Source organism: Ruegeria sp. HKCCSA071, from assembly GCF_017872555.1.
Taxonomy (GTDB): domain Bacteria; phylum Pseudomonadota; class Alphaproteobacteria; order Rhodobacterales; family Rhodobacteraceae; genus Ruegeria.
On record NZ_JAEDOX010000010.1, the window covers coordinates 24,932 to 42,318 of the forward strand.

Here is a 17,387-nt window from a genome sequence, read left to right on the forward strand (position 1 = left end):
CGATAACGGCTGCGCAGCACTGGCTTGATCTGCTGAGACTCGACTTGGTTTGTAGAACCACCATCATCGTATTCGCGGTCATGTACCTGTTGGCGTTGGTTGCATTCTTGACGGGCACTTTTGGCTGGTTGGGACAGGAACGAGACCCTTTGTCCGGAGTGTTCCTGCTGCCGTTGGGACTACCTTGGATACTTGTGGCGGACTTATTTTCGGATTCCGTCAAGCCGTGGTTCGCGGCGATTGCTCCGGCGCTCAACCTGTTAGCGCTGGTCTTGATTTGCAGATGGGCACGCAGATTGCGCCAGTAGTGGTGGCTGAACTCTTTCTCACCAAAAGGGAGGAAAACATGGGAAAAGTAATCTTGGGAATTGTGATCGGGCTCGTCCTCGGCGTGGTTGGGGCGATGACCTTGGGTGGCGGGGCCGCGGTGGGTGTCGGCGTTGCGACAGGCTTGTCCGCCGGTGTCTGCTCCACATTGAAAGGAGCACAAGCCGAGAGCCTGATCACCGCCGAGCAAGCGGATCAGATCCTTAACCGCGTAAATTCTGAAATGGCGTCACTGCAAGGAATTGAAACGACGGACGAGATCGTCGGCAGCGCGCAGGCATGCGATGAATTTCTGTCAAAGTTACGAGAAGCCAAGTGAGGTTCCGATTTGCACGGAACAAAACTCCAAGGATTAGCCAGCAAGGGACCATCTGATGAAACTCGTTTTATTCAAACTCCTCACGCCCATGTTCGCAATCGCGGGCGCAGCTGCCTTTGCAATGTCAGAAGCCGACGACGCGTGTATCGGCCATTTGCGGCAGGTTGGTGGACCAGACGGTCAGTCCGGTACGATTGAAAGCTCAGAGTTCTCAGAAGCGGGCACGCTCGTCATGCTGCGAGATGCAGGTGGAACACTTTGGCGCTGCATCGCGTACAAGGATGGAAGCATCGGCGAGATGTCGGTTGTCGAAGCGATGGATGATGGCGGTGGAGCCATGGCAGGCGCCGCCGGGTCTACTGGTAGCCAACGTGTCAAATTTGATTCTGGTTCCACTGGCGCAGAACTTGTTGGTGAACTCGCGCCCGGAGCGTCGCAGCAATACGTTCTGGGTGCCAAAAACGAACAGTTCCTCTACGTTCGCGTTGCTCCGCGAAATGGCTCCTTGGACTACGTTATTCGCAACCCCGATGGTTCTGAACTGTTGGGATTGATGTCGGCGGACAAGGAGTATCGAGGACAGCTTTGGCAATCTGGTGATCATGTTGTGGAGGTCATCAATCGCAGCAACTCTTCCGTCGGCTACAACGTAATTTTCGGAATTGAATAGGTGATCAATCAGAGACCCTGGAACGCAAGTCCAAAAAGCGAAGGAAAAACAGATGAAACCCAAGGTCCTATTGGTGATCGGCACAGCGTGTATTACTGCGCTTGCAGCATGCGACGACAGTGGTGGATCAGTGGATGCAAGTGCACCAACTGTGGGCAGCTCTAGCGATCTTTCGTCATTTGAAGGGGCAAAAGCGGGCCAAGCTGAAATGGGCATCCAGAGTCTCGGATTTGAACTCGTCCGCAGCGAAGGGCTGACCTCGTACTGGTTTAACAAGGATACTGTTGCTTGTGCTCGGATCACGACGTCTGAGGGAAGGTACTCAGATGTTACTATGCTGCCATCAGGTGACTGCTGACACATTTTTCATCAATCAAATATCTGCAATAGGGAGCTTTAGTTTGCATTTCGACTTGGCACATGCGGCGGTTACCATCGTCGCTCTAATTGTAACAAACCTGGCATTGAAATCGGCCGGCGTGATAAACGAAGAAAACAAACACCAATTGAACTGGAAAGTTTTTCTGGCCTACTTCGTGGTCGTCTTTATCATCAATCTGGTGTGGCCGATTTAAAGCTTCACGTCGGAAAGTCTATCGCGCACTTGATAAGGCTGCTGAGATTGAGCCGCTCCAATAGATTTCCAAGTGGGAAGAGTGTGAGCATAACAGGCTGAAAAATAGAAAGGAGCTGGCATGCGGTTTTTGACGTCCCTCATATTCATTGGTGTTCTCGCAACCGCTGCGAATTCTGACGTAACCAGTCGAAACGGTGGCCCAAGCAACAGTCAAATGCTTTCAAAGGGTGGCGACGGGGGTGTTGATGGCGTCGCTTTCTTTCGCCCAGTCTTAAGCGGAGTATTGTATCGCTCTGGTTTCAAAGGCGGCGACAAAGACCGAACGGGCCTGAGTGAAGGACAACGTGAAACTTTGTGTGATGAAGGGTTTTCAACCGGGTTTTATGCCGACTTTGGCAAAAACACTGAATACGGTCGCACTAGTTGTGGAAACGGATCCTTTGACTATCAGAGCGCCAGATCCTCCCGTCCCAGTGCCGTCATGGCGTCCATACATGAGGTGATTGAAAACCCTAGAAAGGGTCCTGTTCTGGTGCACTGCATGTGGGGCGTTCATTCCTCGGGAGCATTGTCGGCAATGGCGCTCGTTCAGTTTTGCGGTTGGACGGAAGAAAGGGCCAAGGATTATTGGAATGATGCCCGTAACGGTGCCCCATGTTCAGGCGGGTGTGACCAGTGGATTGACTCAAAGTTCTCCAAATTCAGTGTCGACCCCAATTTGACGATCTCTACCGAACAACAGGCAGCGATTTGCCCCAAATGATATCGGGAGGAGTATCCAAATGAGGTTCAATCTTCTGGGGTCACTGGCTTTCATTGCACCCACTGCCTTGTGGGCGAGCGACGATGTCCTCGGTGAAGCCACGACATTTGAGAGTCCCAACGGCGTTACGGAACGCTGCATTCGGATCGAAAAAGTTCCAACGGGCGCGTATCAAAAAAGCGATCTTGAGGAAGAGACAGCCTATTGCGAGATCGATTTCTATGCCTCCGAAATTGCCATTTGCCCAAAAACCTGGAGCACCAGCCCAGGAATGGCCGTCTACGATATTTCGGAAGGTCCCTACGTGGGGAAGCGCTCTGAATTCGAGAGAAACGCTTGCAAAGAGGGGAAGGCGGCGAAAGATCTAGCCAAGGACAGGGTGGCCAAATTCAAATCCACCATGAACCAAAAGGGCACCAGTGGAACCTTTTCCACCTCGTCGCTGCTTTACTATCATTTCTCCAGATATTTCGACGCGACTGTAAAAGTTCCAGTCGCCGTTTGGCGTAGCATGGACACCCAGGCGCATTTTTCCGAGGTCGCCGAGCCTGGCCTTGCGATTTCTGGCGGCTCTCATGGCGGGCGCATGAACCACGAAGGCTGGCGGGTCTTCGCGGCTGCGGATGCCGACCCAAACTCATACCAACCAACCGATGATCTGTTCACCTCGGATCGAACGCAAATATACGGTGTACTGCTTGATAGTCCTGGGCATCGATACGGTTCGGAAATCAACGGCACCCGCAAGTCTGGATGGGGGAAAGGCCAAAACCGTGATTTCCAGGAAACGCCTGCTTTCTTGGCTTTGCGTTCCTCAAAACCCCTGCCAGAGGCTATTGCAGAGGGCGTTAAAGAAGGCCGAAAGGACCGGCAGATCAACAAGGATCTCGGTCCTGATGTCAGTGATCAACAGATGACATTTTGGATGCAAGAACTTACCGAGATTGTTCTCCTAGATTTCATCTTTAGCCAGCAGGACCGCGTGGGAAACATAGACTTCACACCCTATTGGTATTGGGTCGAAGACGGAGAACTGAAGCATAAGAAAGCCAAGCACCATGAGCCAAACGATGGAGATGTTCCTGCCGAGGCGTTATTGATCCGTCGCAGCAATCTAAACGACAACGATGCTGGTGGGCGGGTAGCGTATGCCAACTTCGCGAAGTCCACTCAAATGCTGGAGAAAATGCGACACTTCTCTCCAAGTACGTATCGGCGCTTGGTTTCTTTGAATAATGATCTTAAATCTCAAGGTCCCGTCTACGGCTGGCTGTCGCAGAGCCTTGGGTTGTCAGATAGGCAGATTGCACAAGTTGTAAAAAACACCCAGCTGGCAACGTCCATCCTCCAGGACAATTGTTCAAATGGCGATTTGATGTTCGACTTGGATCCTGTCGCATTCTTTTTGAGAAACGGCACCGAGGTTGAGGCTGTGGACTGTTATGACCCGTAAGCGTTCAGCCCTTATTGCGGTGTTCATTTGGACCGCTCTGCTAACCTGCAAAGCGGCGGCATTGGATGTTGTCGTCATATCGGATCTGAACGGCAGCTATGGTTCGGTGAAATACGATGCCCGCGTCGAGAAGGCAATTAAGCGGATAGTCGAGATTGATCCCGATCTGGTGATTTCGACGGGCGATATGGTCGCGGGACAGCGCATTCCCAACTTGTCAGACAAACAGGTCAGGGAGATGTGGAAGGCGTTTCACGTGGCCGTATCAGATCCTCTAGCGGCTGCCGGAATTCCATTTGCGGTCACGCCTGGAAACCATGATGCCTCCGCCTACCGAGGGTTCGAGCGTGAAAGAAAAATATACGCAGAGGAATGGGCACCAAGAAAGCCAGATGTCGATTTCCTGGTTTCAGATGACTACCCGTTCTTCTACGCTTTTGAGATGCAGGGCGTAACGTTTGCGTCTTTGGACGCTACGACCTTGGGACCTCTATCCGGCGACCAGCAGGACAGACTTGAGGAACTGGGGGCAAATGGAGACCCGATTGTCACTTTCAGTCACCTCCCACTCTGGCCCTTCGCGATTCAGCGCGAACGCGAAATCATCGGTGACCCAACACTTGAAAAAATCTACCTGGAAAGCGGTGTCGTACTGCATTTGTCAGGGCACCATCATGCCTTCTATCCAGGTTGGAAAGACGGCGTGGCTTACGTCTCTCAAGCTTGTTTGGGAGGTGGCCCGCGACGGCTTATCGGCTCAAAAGCCAGATCACCTCACAGCTTCACTCATGTTACGTTCCAGCCAAACGGAGAATTTGGGATAGCAGTATATCGTGGACCCGATTTCGAAAGGTCGGTAAACTTCAAGTCGCTACCGAAAGAGATCAGATCCCCGAATGCGGTATTAAAGCGCTTAGACCTTGTGAAATGATTAGAGGTTGAGTTTCAACTCAACTTTTTCAGGGACCAGATCGTTTATCATCTCTTCGATCCGAGCTTCCGACAATCCACCCGAAGTGATGAAAAGCAAAGAAACGCGAGATTTTCCAGGAACGTGGTGTTTTCGGACCAACTTCCAGCCAGCGTCTGCGGCCATGGCTTCAATGTCCCCGCTGACTTTCAATGAGTGCTCTTCGTTTGAAGCCTTGAGCGAAATTTCCACGCCCTTGTTTCGCCCACCGAGCCAAATGAAACACCAACATACAACCGCCACCAGTGTGGCCATCAAGGGCAAGCCCAGCCCTACCGCCAGCCCAAGCACGGTGACTATAATCATTTCCACCGTGTCGACCGGGTCATCCATATTTGATCGGAACCTTAACAGAGCTCCTATTCCAAAAATCACGAACCCGATCATCGATCCGTGCTGTACGACCAGAAACCCAACCGCCATGCCGACAAGCGCATAAAGGAAGAACAGTCGCGGCATGACGATATCGCTGACACTTCTACGGGCTTTACGTCTCACCGGATGATAGACGATCAAGCCAGCCAGAATGATCGTAACAATCACATCGAGAGTAAAGAAATACAGTTCCTGTTTGCCACGAAACTGCGTCCACCGGCGTTCGATAACGATTTCCGACCCCGAAGCCCCGGCCAGCATCGTCGCAGGGTCGACTTGTGACACCACAGCACCTGGCAACAGCAGCATCAACAACACGGTCACAAATGTGAGGGTCGTATTCAACTTGTCTTCCTTCCTGCTCACGCCAAAGGCTTACGCTTCACCAAAGGCACATCGTGCCCTATTCAATTCAATCGCAACAGGCGGGATCAGGTAAAGAGATTACCGTGCATTCTTCGGACATCGCGTCCGGACTGTGATACGAACGCTGATACAAGGATATGGTCCAAGCGCGAGAAAACCCAATGTCAGAACACAAGCTGCTTCGGTCGAAACTTGGGTTTTCACGGTGCTTCCCCAAGCTTGGAACACTAGCTTCTTTTGCAAGCGCTACTGTTGCATTTCTTGCATGGATCGAGCTCGCCCACGCCGAGAGTCCCGGTTTGACTCTCATCGACTCCTTCAAGGTGGCGGATAAATCGGAAGGCTTCTCGGAGCCTTCCGGATTGTCTCTGTCCAACGCGGAAGGCTTCTTATGGTCAGTAAGCGACGCTGAACCTAAACTGCACCTACTTGGAATCGACGGGGCATTAGGAAACTCATTCAAGCTGCCTTCATTGGCGGGATCAGATCTGGAGGGCGTCGCATCACGAAAAGATGGGTCTGTTTTAGTACTTCAGGAAACTGATCGATCAATTCTAGTCGTTCACCCGACAGACCCCATTCAACTAACTACAATCCCTCTCACATCTCTCAAAGGCTACTCGGACGCCGCTGAATTGCTCGTCGGTAACCCTTTGAACAAGGGACCTGAGGGCATCGCCGTCGACCCGGAATCCGGGCGGGTCTTCATTGGCATTGAGGGACAACCAAGGTTGTTAATGGTCGTATCACCAGAGCTAGATGAAATTGTTGAGATGATTCCTTTAGCCCTCGATGCAGGTTTTATCTCCGAACGTGTAGATGATAATGAACTGGATTTGAGTGGCCTGGCATGGTCTCGGTCCTCGCGTTCACTTTGGATTGTGAGTGACAAAAGCCGTCAGATCTTCGTCTACAATCCAAAATCCAAGTCAGTAAAGTCTATCAGTTTGACGTTCTCAGAAGATGGAAAACAAAAAGAAGTTAAACATCCCGAAGGGATCGCCCTCGATGAGACCAGAGGGCTTCTCTATATCCTGACAGACGACGCCAAGAAATCGCGGCTTTATGTTTTTAATATCCCCAAATTTTGATCGCTAGAGAATGACGGTCACATTGCCACGATAGCTTCCGCAAGTTGTTGCAGCTAACTTACCACTCCTCTTCGTTGCTCCACCCTAATCAGAACCGAACACTTAAGTTTGCACCGAGGCCATGCTCTTGGCCGTTGGAACGAACTGAGTAACCATACCCTGCCGTTAGTCTTGCCAGATCAGAAATCTGATACCCTAGCCCCAGACCAAGAACGAAACCATTTGCTCCTCGGTTTTGTCCGACTTGTGTGAACGTGCCAAATATCGGGCTCGTCACAGTGATTTCGTGCTCACTATCCTTGTTGGCAAAGAAGTCATACTCGTAACGAGCAAAGGCGATTGGGGTTAGCAAACCATTCTCTGTCAAGAAGTCGCGTTGATAATCAACTCCAATGGAAGCAACCAGAGACTCTGCGTTCGCTTTTTCAATCGAGTAGTTGAAATCACCACCGCCCGTCTCTGTGCCTGAACCTTGTTGAATACGCCCGTAGTTCAATCCAAAAACTGTGGAAACCCTTGCACCGCTGTCCAGGTTAAACAACTTCCGTGCCTGGATACCGGCATGGATGCCCTCTTGGTCCAAATCAGACTTTGCCTCGCCTCCCGTAAAGCCATCAACAGAAGGGTTATTTCGCTTGGCGTCGGTTTCACCGAACATGTAACCGACCAGCCCGGAGAACTCCCAGGTTCCTGTTGTTGTACGCCCATAGACGCCCACGTGATAGCTGTCGGTCGAAAAGTCCTGATCGACTTGATCGTGTTCATCCATGGAGGATGTCCCAAAACCTGCGTACACGCCGACCACACCTCTATCGGTGCTTGCGACATCCGCTCCGACCAAAATGGTGCCCAGCGAATAGTCGAATGTGCCAAGGCCGTTACTTCCCTCAACGTCCCCGCTCACATAGGCCGTGTCGATCCACCAGCGCCGATCAGAGCAGTCGATTGCGCCACTCGGGCTCTGGGCCAAGTCGATATCGCCTGCTGCAACGGGTTGATCCGCGTTGCTGAAGCCAACCGCTTGATACTTGCGGCAGTCAGCGTGGCTCAGCACTGTGTTGGTTATCAGGTCAAGTTGCTCCAGACCAACGGTCAAATTGGAGGAATATGGTTCTGCGTGCACACTATTAAACCCAGCCAAACCTGAATTGGTAAGCGTGTTAACGGCATTGCCCAAGGTTGTGCCGTTGGTCAGGTTGGTTCCTGGAGACGTGTTTGTGGTGTTGGCCACCGCACCAGCAAGGTTGCTTGCATTGGGAGATCCGATAACTGATGGATGTTGCGGTAAACTCGAAACGGGGAGGGTCGAAAACGCAATATCAATACTACCGTCCGCAGTTGGCGTGTTTGAGATACTCAGACTGGATAGGGCGGGCAGGGATCCCCCGGCAACAAGAGTTGGGGAGTTTCCATCAAAACTCGAGGCTTGAAAAACCGTATAGTCGTTGCCAGCAGCATAGTCCTGCGCAGTCAGGCCGGGACGAGCGGCTTCGACTTGTATGGTGGCGTTGTTGATGCCAGTGACTGCGTCTGTTGACGAAACCAGATCCGCATTTTGTGCCGCTGCGGGGTCGACTTCCGACAAAATCGTCGACCCCGCATCGAAGGAAATTGCACTAGTAAAATTCAACGTTCCAATCGAGGAGCCTGGTGAAAGAACAGCGCCATTTCTCACGTTGAAATTGAATGCGTTCACGGTGCCGTTGCCGGCCAGAGTACCAAAGTTATCAAAATCGACCGTGGTTAAGCTGCTGGACGCGTCAAGCCGAAGTGTTGAACCAGCACCGATCACCATATTGCTGGTGGCCGTCATTGAACTGTTGGTCAGTGTAAAATCAGACGCTTGAGCTATTCTTGTCTGAATGTTGATCACACCAAACGCGATTTCCGTCGCGTTTGTTACTGTCAAGTTATCGTAAGTTAACGGCGTGTCTGATTGGAAATACACCTCGGTAGGGTCAACGTCTCCACCATTGGCGGGTGCGAATGTCATCGACCTTCCCGAACCAATCGAAGTGCCAATAATATTCACCCGTAGCTTGCCGTTGATTTGCGTCGTCAGGGCCTCCCGTGAAACAAAGTCGCCGGTCCCCGCCGCGACATCGACGTTCAGAAGAGTCAAAACTGAAGCATTGCTTGGAACGGTATTTTGGCCCGGGACATACAGCTCAATTTCCCCAGAAGGCGTTATGGAAGAGTTTCCAATCAGAAGATGCGTTATTGGACCATTCGGGATCGGGAGACATGTTCGCTCAGTCGTAGAGATAGTTTGATTTGCTAGAGTGGTTTCAGAACCTGATGAATATTCTATCCGGGGCGAACCCAATTCTACGCAGGCTTGTGAGCTTCGAGCCTGTGCACTGGTTGGCGACATCACAAAAGCGAAAGCTACGAATGTGAAACTCGCCAAAGTGATGCGCTGAGCAATTCGACTTAGTGGGAACGGCCTATTGTTTGTCACCAACTTTCTCCTCTCGCGGTACAAGCGAAGCTACCTCAACTTAGGACTTGAAAAACAAAGTTTATCTTTTTGGATTTTTTGTTGTGGCATATGAGCAAACTCACAACACGGGAAGGTCTGCGCAATACAGACCTGCTCGTGCATTTACTGCGAGGCAAGACAAGCCGGGTTTTACATTCCGACCACACCCACCCTTGCGTAAAAGCAATCGCAAAAGGTCAAGCCTTGAAACGATTTTCCCGAGCTTGATGGGCGCTGAACAGCGCCATTGAGTATAGGCATGGATCATTGGATTTAGGAGTCGATAGCTAAGATCAATGCAGATGCTCACCGCTCCGCCGATACGCACCTTTTCAAGCTAGTAGGCCAAAACTTCTGGACCGAGATTGATCTGATCGAGAGCGCGTCCCTTATTCAGAAACTCGACGAAACCAATTTGAAGTTTGAGTTTCAGAGTTTGCCAATTTTCGACAAGATCTGAAAGCTGGTTGACTGACACCAAGAGAATGAAACAATAAACTGAGCAATGACACGGAGTACGAAGATACTGTTGGCGCTCACCGTATTGACGGTCGGGTTATACATGTTCCTAGCGGGACGTGCGGTCGAACGTTACCAATATGAGGAGGCCTGCCTAGACTTGGGCGGAGGTCGCCATCCTGGAGATTACCCGATTTGCGTTTTGGAACAGCGTTCTAACTGACGGACTCGTCTCAGTCACGCCGCGATTGGAACAAAGAAACTACGAGCACAACGACGCCAATTGCTGCGAGAATGAAAGTCAGCGGCAAAAAGAAGCTTTCTTGCAGAACGCCGTTTGGGTCGACACCGCCAAAAAACAGGTGCTCTGAAAGCCCACTTAGTGCTGCAAGGAAAAGGATGACGATACCAAAAAGGCGAAGTTTGGTCATGTCAGGTCTCCTAGGGAATGGACCAACAGTTAGCATCGTTCTTCATACCTGTGACTTGAGGAACCTAGTTCTTCAATACCTTGATTGCATCGCGATCCAGCCGTTGGCGCATATAATGCGAATATGACAAGAGATATTGAATCTAACGCTCAGACAATCTCTGATGCCATTGCCTCTGCCCAGCAGATATCTCCACTGTCTTCAGAGGCAGGGCAGCTAACGCTGGATGACGCTTATTCGATTGCAAGTCGCGTCCGAGAACTTCAGGGCAAAAAGAGAGTTGGCCGGAAGGTCGGCTTCACGAACCGCGCGATTTGGCCTGTTTATGGTGTGGATCAACCCATTTGGGGAGAGGTTCACTCAGATGGGCTGTTTTCGACTGATCAGCCGGTAAACTTGGCAAGGTATTCAGAACCGAGAATCGAGCCAGAAATCGTACCTTCTTAAAGGGTATTCGCTTTGCAACACTGCCCGAAAAGAGAGCTGAACGAGCTACAGACCTTAGGGTATCCGAATAAAGCTATTTGCTGTCAGCATCATGGGATACAGCATTTGACAAGGGTCTGGTGACTTTCAAGGACGACGGGACACCTAGGTTTTCGAGTAAATTGTCCGCACCGGCAATGAGCTCGTTTTCTGGACATTCCAAGCAGATCTCTGGTCAAACTGCTGGGCACAAGGAGAACCTGATCTGGTATCGCGATCAGGTGTTCAATCCTTGAGCAACTGAAACTTATCCTTCGACACCCGCATAAGGCGATTTACTTGCTCTCCTCTGCACTATTATCGTGAAACAGTGCAAACTTATGGGGTGCGTGAAGGTTTGTGCGCGTCCCTACAAACCGTCAGAAATCCAGATTTTCGACGCTCAAGGCGTTCTTCTGGATAAATTCCCGACGAGGTTCGACAACATCACCCATTAGCTTGGTGAACAGATCGTCAGCTTCCACCATATCGTCAACGCGCACTTGCAGCAGCGTGCGTGCATCCGGGTCCAAAGTTGTTTCCCAAAGCTGGTCGGGGTTCATCTCTCCCAGACCTTTGTAGCGCTGTAGGGACAGGCCCTTTTCCCCTTCTTCCAGAATGGCGCGCAACAGGTCCAGCGGACCGTGGATCAATTGGCTACGATCACGGCGGATCAACGTGGCCGAGGTGTTGTAGACCTCTTGCAGGCTTTGCGTGAAGCTGCCTGTTTTGCGGGCCTCCCCCGACCGCAACATCGGGCCGTCCAAGGTGCGAACCTCTTCGACACCACGCAGAATGCGGGCCAGCCGAATTCCGTGATCCTGCGTGATCCGGCCCTGCCAGCCACGCTCATACTCCAACGCGATCAGGTCCAGACGGGCGGCAACCTTGTCAGCCACCCCTTGCAGATCGGCATCCACCGCACCCGGCACAAAGGCACCGGCAACAGCGGCCTGTTCCAGAATGTGGCGTGGGTAGTGCGTCGGAAAGGCGTCCAGAACGCGTTTCAACTGGCGCGCTTCGTCCACCACCCGGGCCAGGTCCTGACCAATGATCTCTTCGCCCGATCCCAGTTTCAGTACGGCGCCCTCGACCCCCTGGTTGACGAGATAATCGTCCAGAGCCGCCTGATCCTTCAGATAAACCTCTGATTTACCGCGCGAAACCTTATAGAGCGGCGGCTGCGCGATATAGAGATATCCACCTTCGATCAACTCGGGCATTTGCCGGTAGAAGAACGTCAGCAGCAGGGTTCGGATATGCGCGCCGTCCACATCCGCATCGGTCATGATGACGATTTTGTGGTAACGCAGCTTTTCAATGTTGAACTCATCACGGCCAATACCGGTACCCAGCGCCATGACAAGATTACCAATCTCTTGCGAAGACAACATCCGGTCAAACCGCGCGCGTTCCACGTTCAGGATCTTACCGCGCAGAGGCAGAACCGCTTGTGTCAGACGGTCCCGGCCCGTTTGCGCAGATCCACCCGCCGAATCCCCCTCGACAAGGAAGACTTCGGTTTTGGACGGGTCTTTCTCGGAACAATCCTTCAACTTGCCCGCCAGATAGTTCACATCCATCGCCGTTTTGCGGCGGGTCAGTTCACGCGCCTTTCGAGCGGCTTCGCGCGCCAGTGCGGCCTCGATGATCTTGCCGACGATCGCTTTGGCCTCGGTCGGGTTTTCTTCAAACCACTCGGCAAGTTTTTCGTTCATCAGACCTTCGACCGCCGGGCGAACCTCGGAACTGACCAGCTTGTCTTTGGTCTGCGACGAGAACTTCGGATCAGGCACTTTGACCGACAGCACACAGGTCAGACCTTCGCGCGCGTCATCACCGGTAAAGCTAACCTTTTCCTTTTTCGCAATCCCGCTGGACTGCGCGTAGTTGTTGATCGTCCGGGTTAGGGCACCACGGAAACCTGCTACATGGGTGCCGCCATCGCGCTGAGGGATATTGTTGGTAAAGGGCAGGACAGACTCGTGATAGCTGTCATTCCACCACATTGCGATCTCCACACCGATATCGTCGCGTTCGCCCTTGATATAGATCGGCTCGGACATGGCAGGGGTTTTGGACCGGTCGAGGTACTTAACGAACTCCTTGACCCCACCTTCATAGAACAGCTCGGTTTCCAGCCGTTCCGCCGGGCGCTCGTCGATCAGGATAATCCGTACGCCCGAATTCAGAAATGCCAGTTCGCGCAGGCGTTTTTCCAATGTCTCGAATGAGTATTCAAGGTTCGAGAATGTATCGGTCGAAGCCAGAAACCGCACTTCTGTTCCTGTCCGGCCCCCGCATTCACCGACAACCTTCAGGTGCTCAGCGGTTTCACCACCTTCAAAACGCGCGACATGCTCTTTGCCATTGCGCCAGACACGCAGCTCCAGCCAATCCGAAAGCGCATTCACCACGGAAACACCCACACCATGCAGACCACCCGACACCTTGTACGAGTTGCTGTCGAATTTCCCACCGGCGTGCAGCTGGGTCATGATCACCTCGGCCGCCGACACGCCTTCTTCCGGGTGGATGTCCACCGGAATACCACGCCCATTGTCGCTGACAGAAACACTGGAATCGGCGTGAATTTTCACCGTCACATGGTCGGCATGACCCGCCAAAGCCTCGTCAATCCCGTTGTCGACAACCTCATACACCATATGGTGCAGACCCGAGCCATCATCCGTGTCCCCGATATACATGCCGGGGCGTTTGCGAACTGCCTCCAAGCCTTTGAGAACCTTAATAGAATCTGCGCCGTATTCTTGAGGGGCCTGTGCGTCTTCGGACATTCAGTCAGTACCTATATTATTTTGGTAACTTATACGTTTTCTGGTAGGGATTGTCACGCCATCCCCCAATATTTTGTGTTGTTCCGGATCGTTTTTCGCCACCCGAAAAGGGGATCACAAACGATCGATATCAGAAGCGATATCCGCGGCAATTTCCAACGCATCGACATCCTCGCGCTCGGCCGACAATCGCAGCCCGAGAATGTCCGACTGATACCGTGCCGCCAATCGATCCGGATCATGTCCCGCCCCGATTTCACCGGCATCCTGAGCCTTGCGAAACAGATCCGCGAAACATTCTTTCATTTCCGCCATGTGATGGGCCGCCTGATCCGCAAGGTCATGATCCTTCGCCTTCAACTCGGCATATGTCTTTGCCAACATGCAGGCCTTTGCCGGGGTCTTGGGCGCTTCGATCACCAATCGGGGCTGCGCTTTCAGCGCTTCCTTCGGGCCCAGTTTTTCCGCCAGGGCCTTTAGGCGCGCCACACCTTCTTGCGTATAACTCTCCATTGTCAGCGCATAGAGCGCATCTTTCGACCCGAATGCCGCATAAAAACTGCCGGGCTTCAGCTTCAGCTCCCGCTCAAGGTCCTTCAGCGATGTACCAGCCCAGCCCTGACGCCAGAAGATATCCTTCGCCTTCGCGATCAACGCGTCACGATCATATGTAGGTTTGCGGGGCATCAACATCACCAATTCTTGAACGTTCACTCAAATATATACTTGAGCGATCACTCAAGAAACCCTAAATACGACCCATCGCGCCAAAAACAGGAGTTCCAACATGGCCAATTTCCCGTCTCACGACCTCGAAACCGCGCCTGAAGCGTCCAAACCGCTGCTGCAAAAGTCTCAGGCCGCTTTTGGTCGCTTGCCCGGCCTTCATAAGGTCATGGCCGAAAGCCCTCAGCATCTCGAAGGCTATCAGGTTCTGCACGGCCTGTTCCTGCAAACTGATTTCGACAATGATGAGAAAACCGTCGTCTGGCAGACCATCAATGTGGAAAACGAGTGCCACTACTGCGTGCCCGCCCACACCGGTATCGCCAAGATGATGAAGATATCGGACGAAATCTCGGACGCGCTGCGTAACGAAACTCCGCTGCCTTCAGCCAAACTCGAAGCACTTCGCACCTTCACCCTGCAAGTGATGGAAACCCGAGGCAACCCGACCGAAGATCAGCTTCAGGCGTTCTTTGATGCGGGCTATTCCCATCGCGCGGTTCTGGATGTCGTGCTGGGTCTGGCCCAGAAAACCATGTCGAACTACGTCAACCACATGGCCAAAACCCCAGTGGACGAAGTTATGCGCGGCTTTCTGTGGGAACGTAAAGTCAGCGAACCGGCCTAAGCCGCCACGACCGAACCCTCATCGCTTTCGGTCACGATCAGCGTCTGGGCCCGGTCGCCCAATTCCGCAAACAGTTCAGGTCCGGTGCCCGTCATCCAGGCCTGAGCGCCCAGCGCGCAAACCTCGTCATAAAGCGCTGCGCACCGCCCAGCATCCAGATGCGCGGCCACTTCATCCAGCAGAACGATCGGAGGTGCGCCCAAGATCTCCGCCAGCGCCCGCGCATTGGACAGGATCAGCGACACCAAAAGCGCTTTCTGCTCACCAGTGGAACACTCTCTTGCCGGCACGCCCTTGGCCGCGAACACACCGTACAGGTCGGACCGATGCGGCCCCACCAGGGTCCGGCCCGCTGCCAGATCCCTGAACCGGCTCTCGCTCAACGCGTCTCGCAAATCTTCCACCGTCTCGGGAATTGCGCCTTCGGTTTGCACCAATTCAAGTTCAGCCGAAGGGAACACGGTTTCCGCCCGGTCCTGCGCCGCCCGCAGAAGATCCAGCGACCTCAACCGCGCGGTATGGATGCGGTGCCCCGTCTCGGCCAACTGCCCTTCAAGCGCGGCATACCAATGCGCGTCCCTGACCTGCTCTTTCAGCAGACGGTTACGCTCGCGCATCGCTTTTTCATAGATCAGCGATGTTTCAGCGTGGGCTGGGTCAAAACTCAGCGCAATACGGTCCAGAAACCGACGGCGCCCTTCAGCCCCTTCAATCCACAGACGGTCCATGGACGGGGTCAGCCAGACAACCCGCGCAAGTTTTCCCAGTTCGATCTGGGTCGCCGACTTGCCATCAATTCGCACCTGTCGCGCTGCGCCGCCCTCGGACCAGGTTTCGATTTCAAAACGCTGCCCCTGAGCGTCCAGCAACCCGGACAGTTTCCAACCCAACGCTTCGGGCCGCCGGGTCATCTCGGCTGCACTCGCCCGCCGCATCCCGCGACCGGGTGAAAACAACGACACCGCTTCAAGAATGTTGGTCTTCCCCGCACCGTTAGGCCCGTGAATGGCAACGGGTCGCCCGTCCAGAGACAACCGCGCCAGCTTATGAGATCGAAAATGCGAGACCGTAAGCTCGGTCAGGGCCAATCCCATGACCCCTCCCTTCATCTTTTCAAAAATACTCCCGCCGGAGGCATCGCGCGTCCGCGCGATCAGACGCGCATCGGCATGACGACGTATACGGCGCTCAGGTCGTTGCCTTCGCGCATCAATGTCGGGTCACCAGCCGAGTTGAACAGGAAAACTGCATTCTCACGATCCACCTGAGACGCAATCTCCAACAGGTATTTGGCGTTGAACCCGATCTCCAACCGCTCATCCCCGTAAGCGACGGCCAGTTCTTCCTCGGCGGCACCGCTGTCGGGAGCGTTTACCGACAGGATCAGCTTGTCACCTTCCAATTGCAATTTCACTGCCCGCGACCGTTCCGACGAAACAGTCGCAACGCGATCCACGGCCTGCGCGAACTCAGCGGCATCCACTTCAAGCTTGCGAGTGTTTCCTTGTGGGATAACACGTGTGTAGTCGGGGAAAGTGCCGTCAATAACCTTCGACGTCAGCGTGATATCCGGCGTAGCAAAGCGCACCTTGGTTTCACTGACCGAAACGGCGATATCCATCTCGTCGTCATCCAGCAACTTGCGCAACTCGCCGACTGTTTTGCGGGGTACGATCACGCCCGGCATATCCGCCGCACCATCCGGTAAATCTGCGTCAATCCTCGCAAGCCGGTGGCCATCGGTGGCCACACAACGCAACATTTTTCCACCTTCGGACCCATCTGCCACATGCATGTAGACACCGTTCAGATAGTACCGGGTCTCTTCCGTCGAGATGGCGAATTTCGACTTGTCGAACAACCGGCGCAGCAATGCCGCCGAAGCAGTGAAATTCGATTGATACTCAGACGATGCCATCACCGGGAAATCTTCTTTTGGCAGCGTCGCCAGCGAAAAATTCGACCGACCCGCTTCAACTGTCAGCCGTCCGGCAGCGCTGTCAGCGGTCAGTGTCACCAGCGCACCGTCGGGCAGTTTGCGCACAATCTCATGCAGGGTTGTTGCCGCAACGGTTGTCGCGCCTGCCTTTTCGACCTGTGCGGGTGCCTTATCGACCACTTCGATATCCAGATCGGTGGCACGGAACTGGACCTGATCGCCTTCGGCCTCGATCAGGACATTGGCAAGTATGGGAATGGTATTGCGACGTTCTACAACAGACTGGGCCTGCGAAACGGCCTTTAGTAGGGTGCCGCGTTCAATGCTGATCTTCATACCCTCAATTCCTCTGACTTGCGTACCGACTTGGGCGGGACTGGCACGTTAGCGGTTCCACCCCGAGGCACAAGGATTTTTTACGGATTTCTGGGTTGGAATGCACCAACCGTCAAGTGCGGCGTGCCCCACAGGCCTCAGTTCTGGTGCAACCGTGGATTATTACGCACAAAAAACGCCCCGGCGCAGAAGCCCGGAGCGTTTCTAAGCAC

16 protein-coding genes are annotated in these 17,387 nt (G+C 53.4%); 9 read left to right on the forward strand and 7 right to left on the reverse strand.

What is annotated here, in order from left to right:
* The first annotated feature begins 283 nt into the window (after positions 1 to 283).
* From I9188_RS16015 to I9188_RS16045, 7 genes are all read left to right on the forward strand, one after another.
* Positions 284 to 646 (forward strand): hypothetical protein, encoded by a 363-nt coding sequence (locus I9188_RS16015; protein WP_209507168.1) that lies wholly within the window; start codon positions 284 to 286, stop codon positions 644 to 646.
* 55 nt (positions 647 to 701) lie between these two features.
* A complete protein-coding gene (locus tag I9188_RS16020) occupies positions 702 to 1,316 on the forward strand; it encodes a hypothetical protein (RefSeq protein ID WP_209507169.1) in 615 nt (204 codons plus the stop codon).
* A gap of 52 nt (positions 1,317 to 1,368) precedes the next feature.
* Positions 1,369 to 1,674 (forward strand): hypothetical protein, encoded by a 306-nt coding sequence (locus I9188_RS16025; protein ID WP_082643644.1) that lies wholly within the window; start codon positions 1,369 to 1,371, stop codon positions 1,672 to 1,674.
* Between the two features lie 43 nt (positions 1,675 to 1,717).
* Positions 1,718 to 1,891 (forward strand): hypothetical protein, encoded by a 174-nt coding sequence (locus I9188_RS16030; protein WP_165590775.1) that lies wholly within the window; start codon positions 1,718 to 1,720, stop codon positions 1,889 to 1,891.
* Between the two features lie 120 nt (positions 1,892 to 2,011).
* Positions 2,012 to 2,656 carry a hypothetical protein gene (locus tag I9188_RS16035; RefSeq protein WP_209507170.1) on the forward strand — a complete coding sequence of 215 codons (645 nt, stop codon included), beginning with the start codon at positions 2,012 to 2,014 and terminating at the stop codon, positions 2,654 to 2,656.
* 19 nt (positions 2,657 to 2,675) lie between these two features.
* On the forward strand, positions 2,676 to 4,109 hold the full coding sequence (locus I9188_RS16040; protein WP_209507171.1) for a hypothetical protein: 1,434 nt from the start codon (positions 2,676 to 2,678) through the stop codon (positions 4,107 to 4,109).
* Positions 4,099 to 5,040, forward strand: a complete 942-nt coding sequence (locus I9188_RS16045) for a metallophosphoesterase (protein ID WP_209507172.1) — start codon at positions 4,099 to 4,101, stop codon at positions 5,038 to 5,040. Before I9188_RS16040 ends, I9188_RS16045 begins: the two co-directional genes overlap by 11 nt.
* Here I9188_RS16045 and I9188_RS16050 read toward each other — a convergent pair whose 3' ends face one another.
* The gene (locus I9188_RS16050) at positions 5,041 to 5,799 is read right to left on the reverse strand and encodes a hypothetical protein (RefSeq protein ID WP_209507173.1); all 759 of its coding nucleotides are present in this window, start codon (positions 5,797 to 5,799) and stop codon (positions 5,041 to 5,043) included.
* A 182-nt stretch (positions 5,800 to 5,981) separates the two neighbouring features.
* Between I9188_RS16050 and I9188_RS16055 the strand changes: the two genes are divergently transcribed.
* The gene (locus I9188_RS16055; RefSeq protein WP_209507174.1) at positions 5,982 to 6,911 is read left to right on the forward strand and encodes an SdiA-regulated domain-containing protein; all 930 of its coding nucleotides are present in this window, start codon (positions 5,982 to 5,984) and stop codon (positions 6,909 to 6,911) included.
* 88 nt (positions 6,912 to 6,999) lie between these two features.
* On the opposite strand, the gene I9188_RS16060 is transcribed toward I9188_RS16055, so the two are convergent.
* From I9188_RS16060 to I9188_RS16075, 4 genes are all read right to left on the reverse strand, one after another.
* Complete coding sequence (locus tag I9188_RS16060; RefSeq protein ID WP_245220645.1) at positions 7,000 to 9,033, reverse strand: autotransporter outer membrane beta-barrel domain-containing protein; 2,034 nt, start codon at positions 9,031 to 9,033, stop codon at positions 7,000 to 7,002.
* Between the two features lie 1,052 nt (positions 9,034 to 10,085).
* A complete protein-coding gene (locus I9188_RS16065; RefSeq protein WP_209507175.1) occupies positions 10,086 to 10,283 on the reverse strand; it encodes a DUF3955 domain-containing protein in 198 nt (65 codons plus the stop codon).
* Positions 10,284 to 11,128: 845 nt separating this feature from the next.
* Positions 11,129 to 13,546, reverse strand: coding sequence for a DNA topoisomerase (ATP-hydrolyzing) subunit B (gene gyrB / locus I9188_RS16070; protein WP_209507176.1), 2,418 nt, complete (start codon positions 13,544 to 13,546; stop codon positions 11,129 to 11,131).
* Positions 13,547 to 13,660: 114 nt separating this feature from the next.
* Entirely contained in the window at positions 13,661 to 14,233 is a 573-nt protein-coding gene (locus tag I9188_RS16075; protein WP_209507177.1) for a TetR/AcrR family transcriptional regulator, read from the reverse strand.
* 100 nt (positions 14,234 to 14,333) lie between these two features.
* Here I9188_RS16075 and I9188_RS16080 point away from each other — a divergent pair, with 100 nt between their 5' ends.
* The gene (locus I9188_RS16080) at positions 14,334 to 14,900 is read left to right on the forward strand and encodes a carboxymuconolactone decarboxylase family protein (protein WP_209507178.1); all 567 of its coding nucleotides are present in this window, start codon (positions 14,334 to 14,336) and stop codon (positions 14,898 to 14,900) included.
* Here the strand turns inward: I9188_RS16080 and recF are convergent.
* Both recF and dnaN read right to left on the reverse strand, forming a co-directional pair.
* Positions 14,897 to 15,994 carry a DNA replication/repair protein RecF gene (gene recF, locus I9188_RS16085; RefSeq protein WP_209507179.1) on the reverse strand — a complete coding sequence of 366 codons (1,098 nt, stop codon included), beginning with the start codon at positions 15,992 to 15,994 and terminating at the stop codon, positions 14,897 to 14,899. The two genes, I9188_RS16080 and recF, sit on opposite strands and share 4 nt — an antisense overlap.
* Positions 15,995 to 16,053: 59 nt before the next feature.
* Entirely contained in the window at positions 16,054 to 17,175 is a 1,122-nt protein-coding gene (gene dnaN, locus I9188_RS16090) for a DNA polymerase III subunit beta (protein ID WP_209507180.1), read from the reverse strand.
* Between the last annotated feature and the right edge of the window lie 212 nt (positions 17,176 to 17,387).

Bases quoted from the DNA above. Each gene is read 5' to 3' on its own strand.
- I9188_RS16015 (WP_209507168.1), top strand. From the start codon at position 284: ATGGGCACGCAGATTGCGCCAGTAGTGGTGGCTGAACTCTTTCTCACC.
- I9188_RS16020 (WP_209507169.1), top strand. From the start codon at position 702: ATGAAACTCGTTTTATTCAAACTCCTCACGCCCATGTTCGCAATCGCG.
- I9188_RS16025 (WP_082643644.1), top strand. From the start codon at position 1,369: ATGAAACCCAAGGTCCTATTGGTGATCGGCACAGCGTGTATTACTGCG.
- I9188_RS16035 (WP_209507170.1), top strand. From the start codon at position 2,012: ATGCGGTTTTTGACGTCCCTCATATTCATTGGTGTTCTCGCAACCGCT.
- I9188_RS16040 (WP_209507171.1), top strand. From the start codon at position 2,676: ATGAGGTTCAATCTTCTGGGGTCACTGGCTTTCATTGCACCCACTGCC.
- I9188_RS16045 (WP_209507172.1), top strand. From the start codon at position 4,099: ATGACCCGTAAGCGTTCAGCCCTTATTGCGGTGTTCATTTGGACCGCT.
- I9188_RS16055 (WP_209507174.1), top strand. From the start codon at position 5,982: ATGTCAGAACACAAGCTGCTTCGGTCGAAACTTGGGTTTTCACGGTGC.
- I9188_RS16065 (WP_209507175.1), bottom strand. From the start codon at position 10,283: ATGACCAAACTTCGCCTTTTTGGTATCGTCATCCTTTTCCTTGCAGCA.
- gyrB (WP_209507176.1), bottom strand. From the start codon at position 13,546: ATGTCCGAAGACGCACAGGCCCCTCAAGAATACGGCGCAGATTCTATT.
- I9188_RS16075 (WP_209507177.1), bottom strand. From the start codon at position 14,233: ATGCCCCGCAAACCTACATATGATCGTGACGCGTTGATCGCGAAGGCG.
- I9188_RS16080 (WP_209507178.1), top strand. From the start codon at position 14,334: ATGGCCAATTTCCCGTCTCACGACCTCGAAACCGCGCCTGAAGCGTCC.
- recF (WP_209507179.1), bottom strand. From the start codon at position 15,994: ATGGGATTGGCCCTGACCGAGCTTACGGTCTCGCATTTTCGATCTCAT.
- dnaN (WP_209507180.1), bottom strand. From the start codon at position 17,175: ATGAAGATCAGCATTGAACGCGGCACCCTACTAAAGGCCGTTTCGCAG.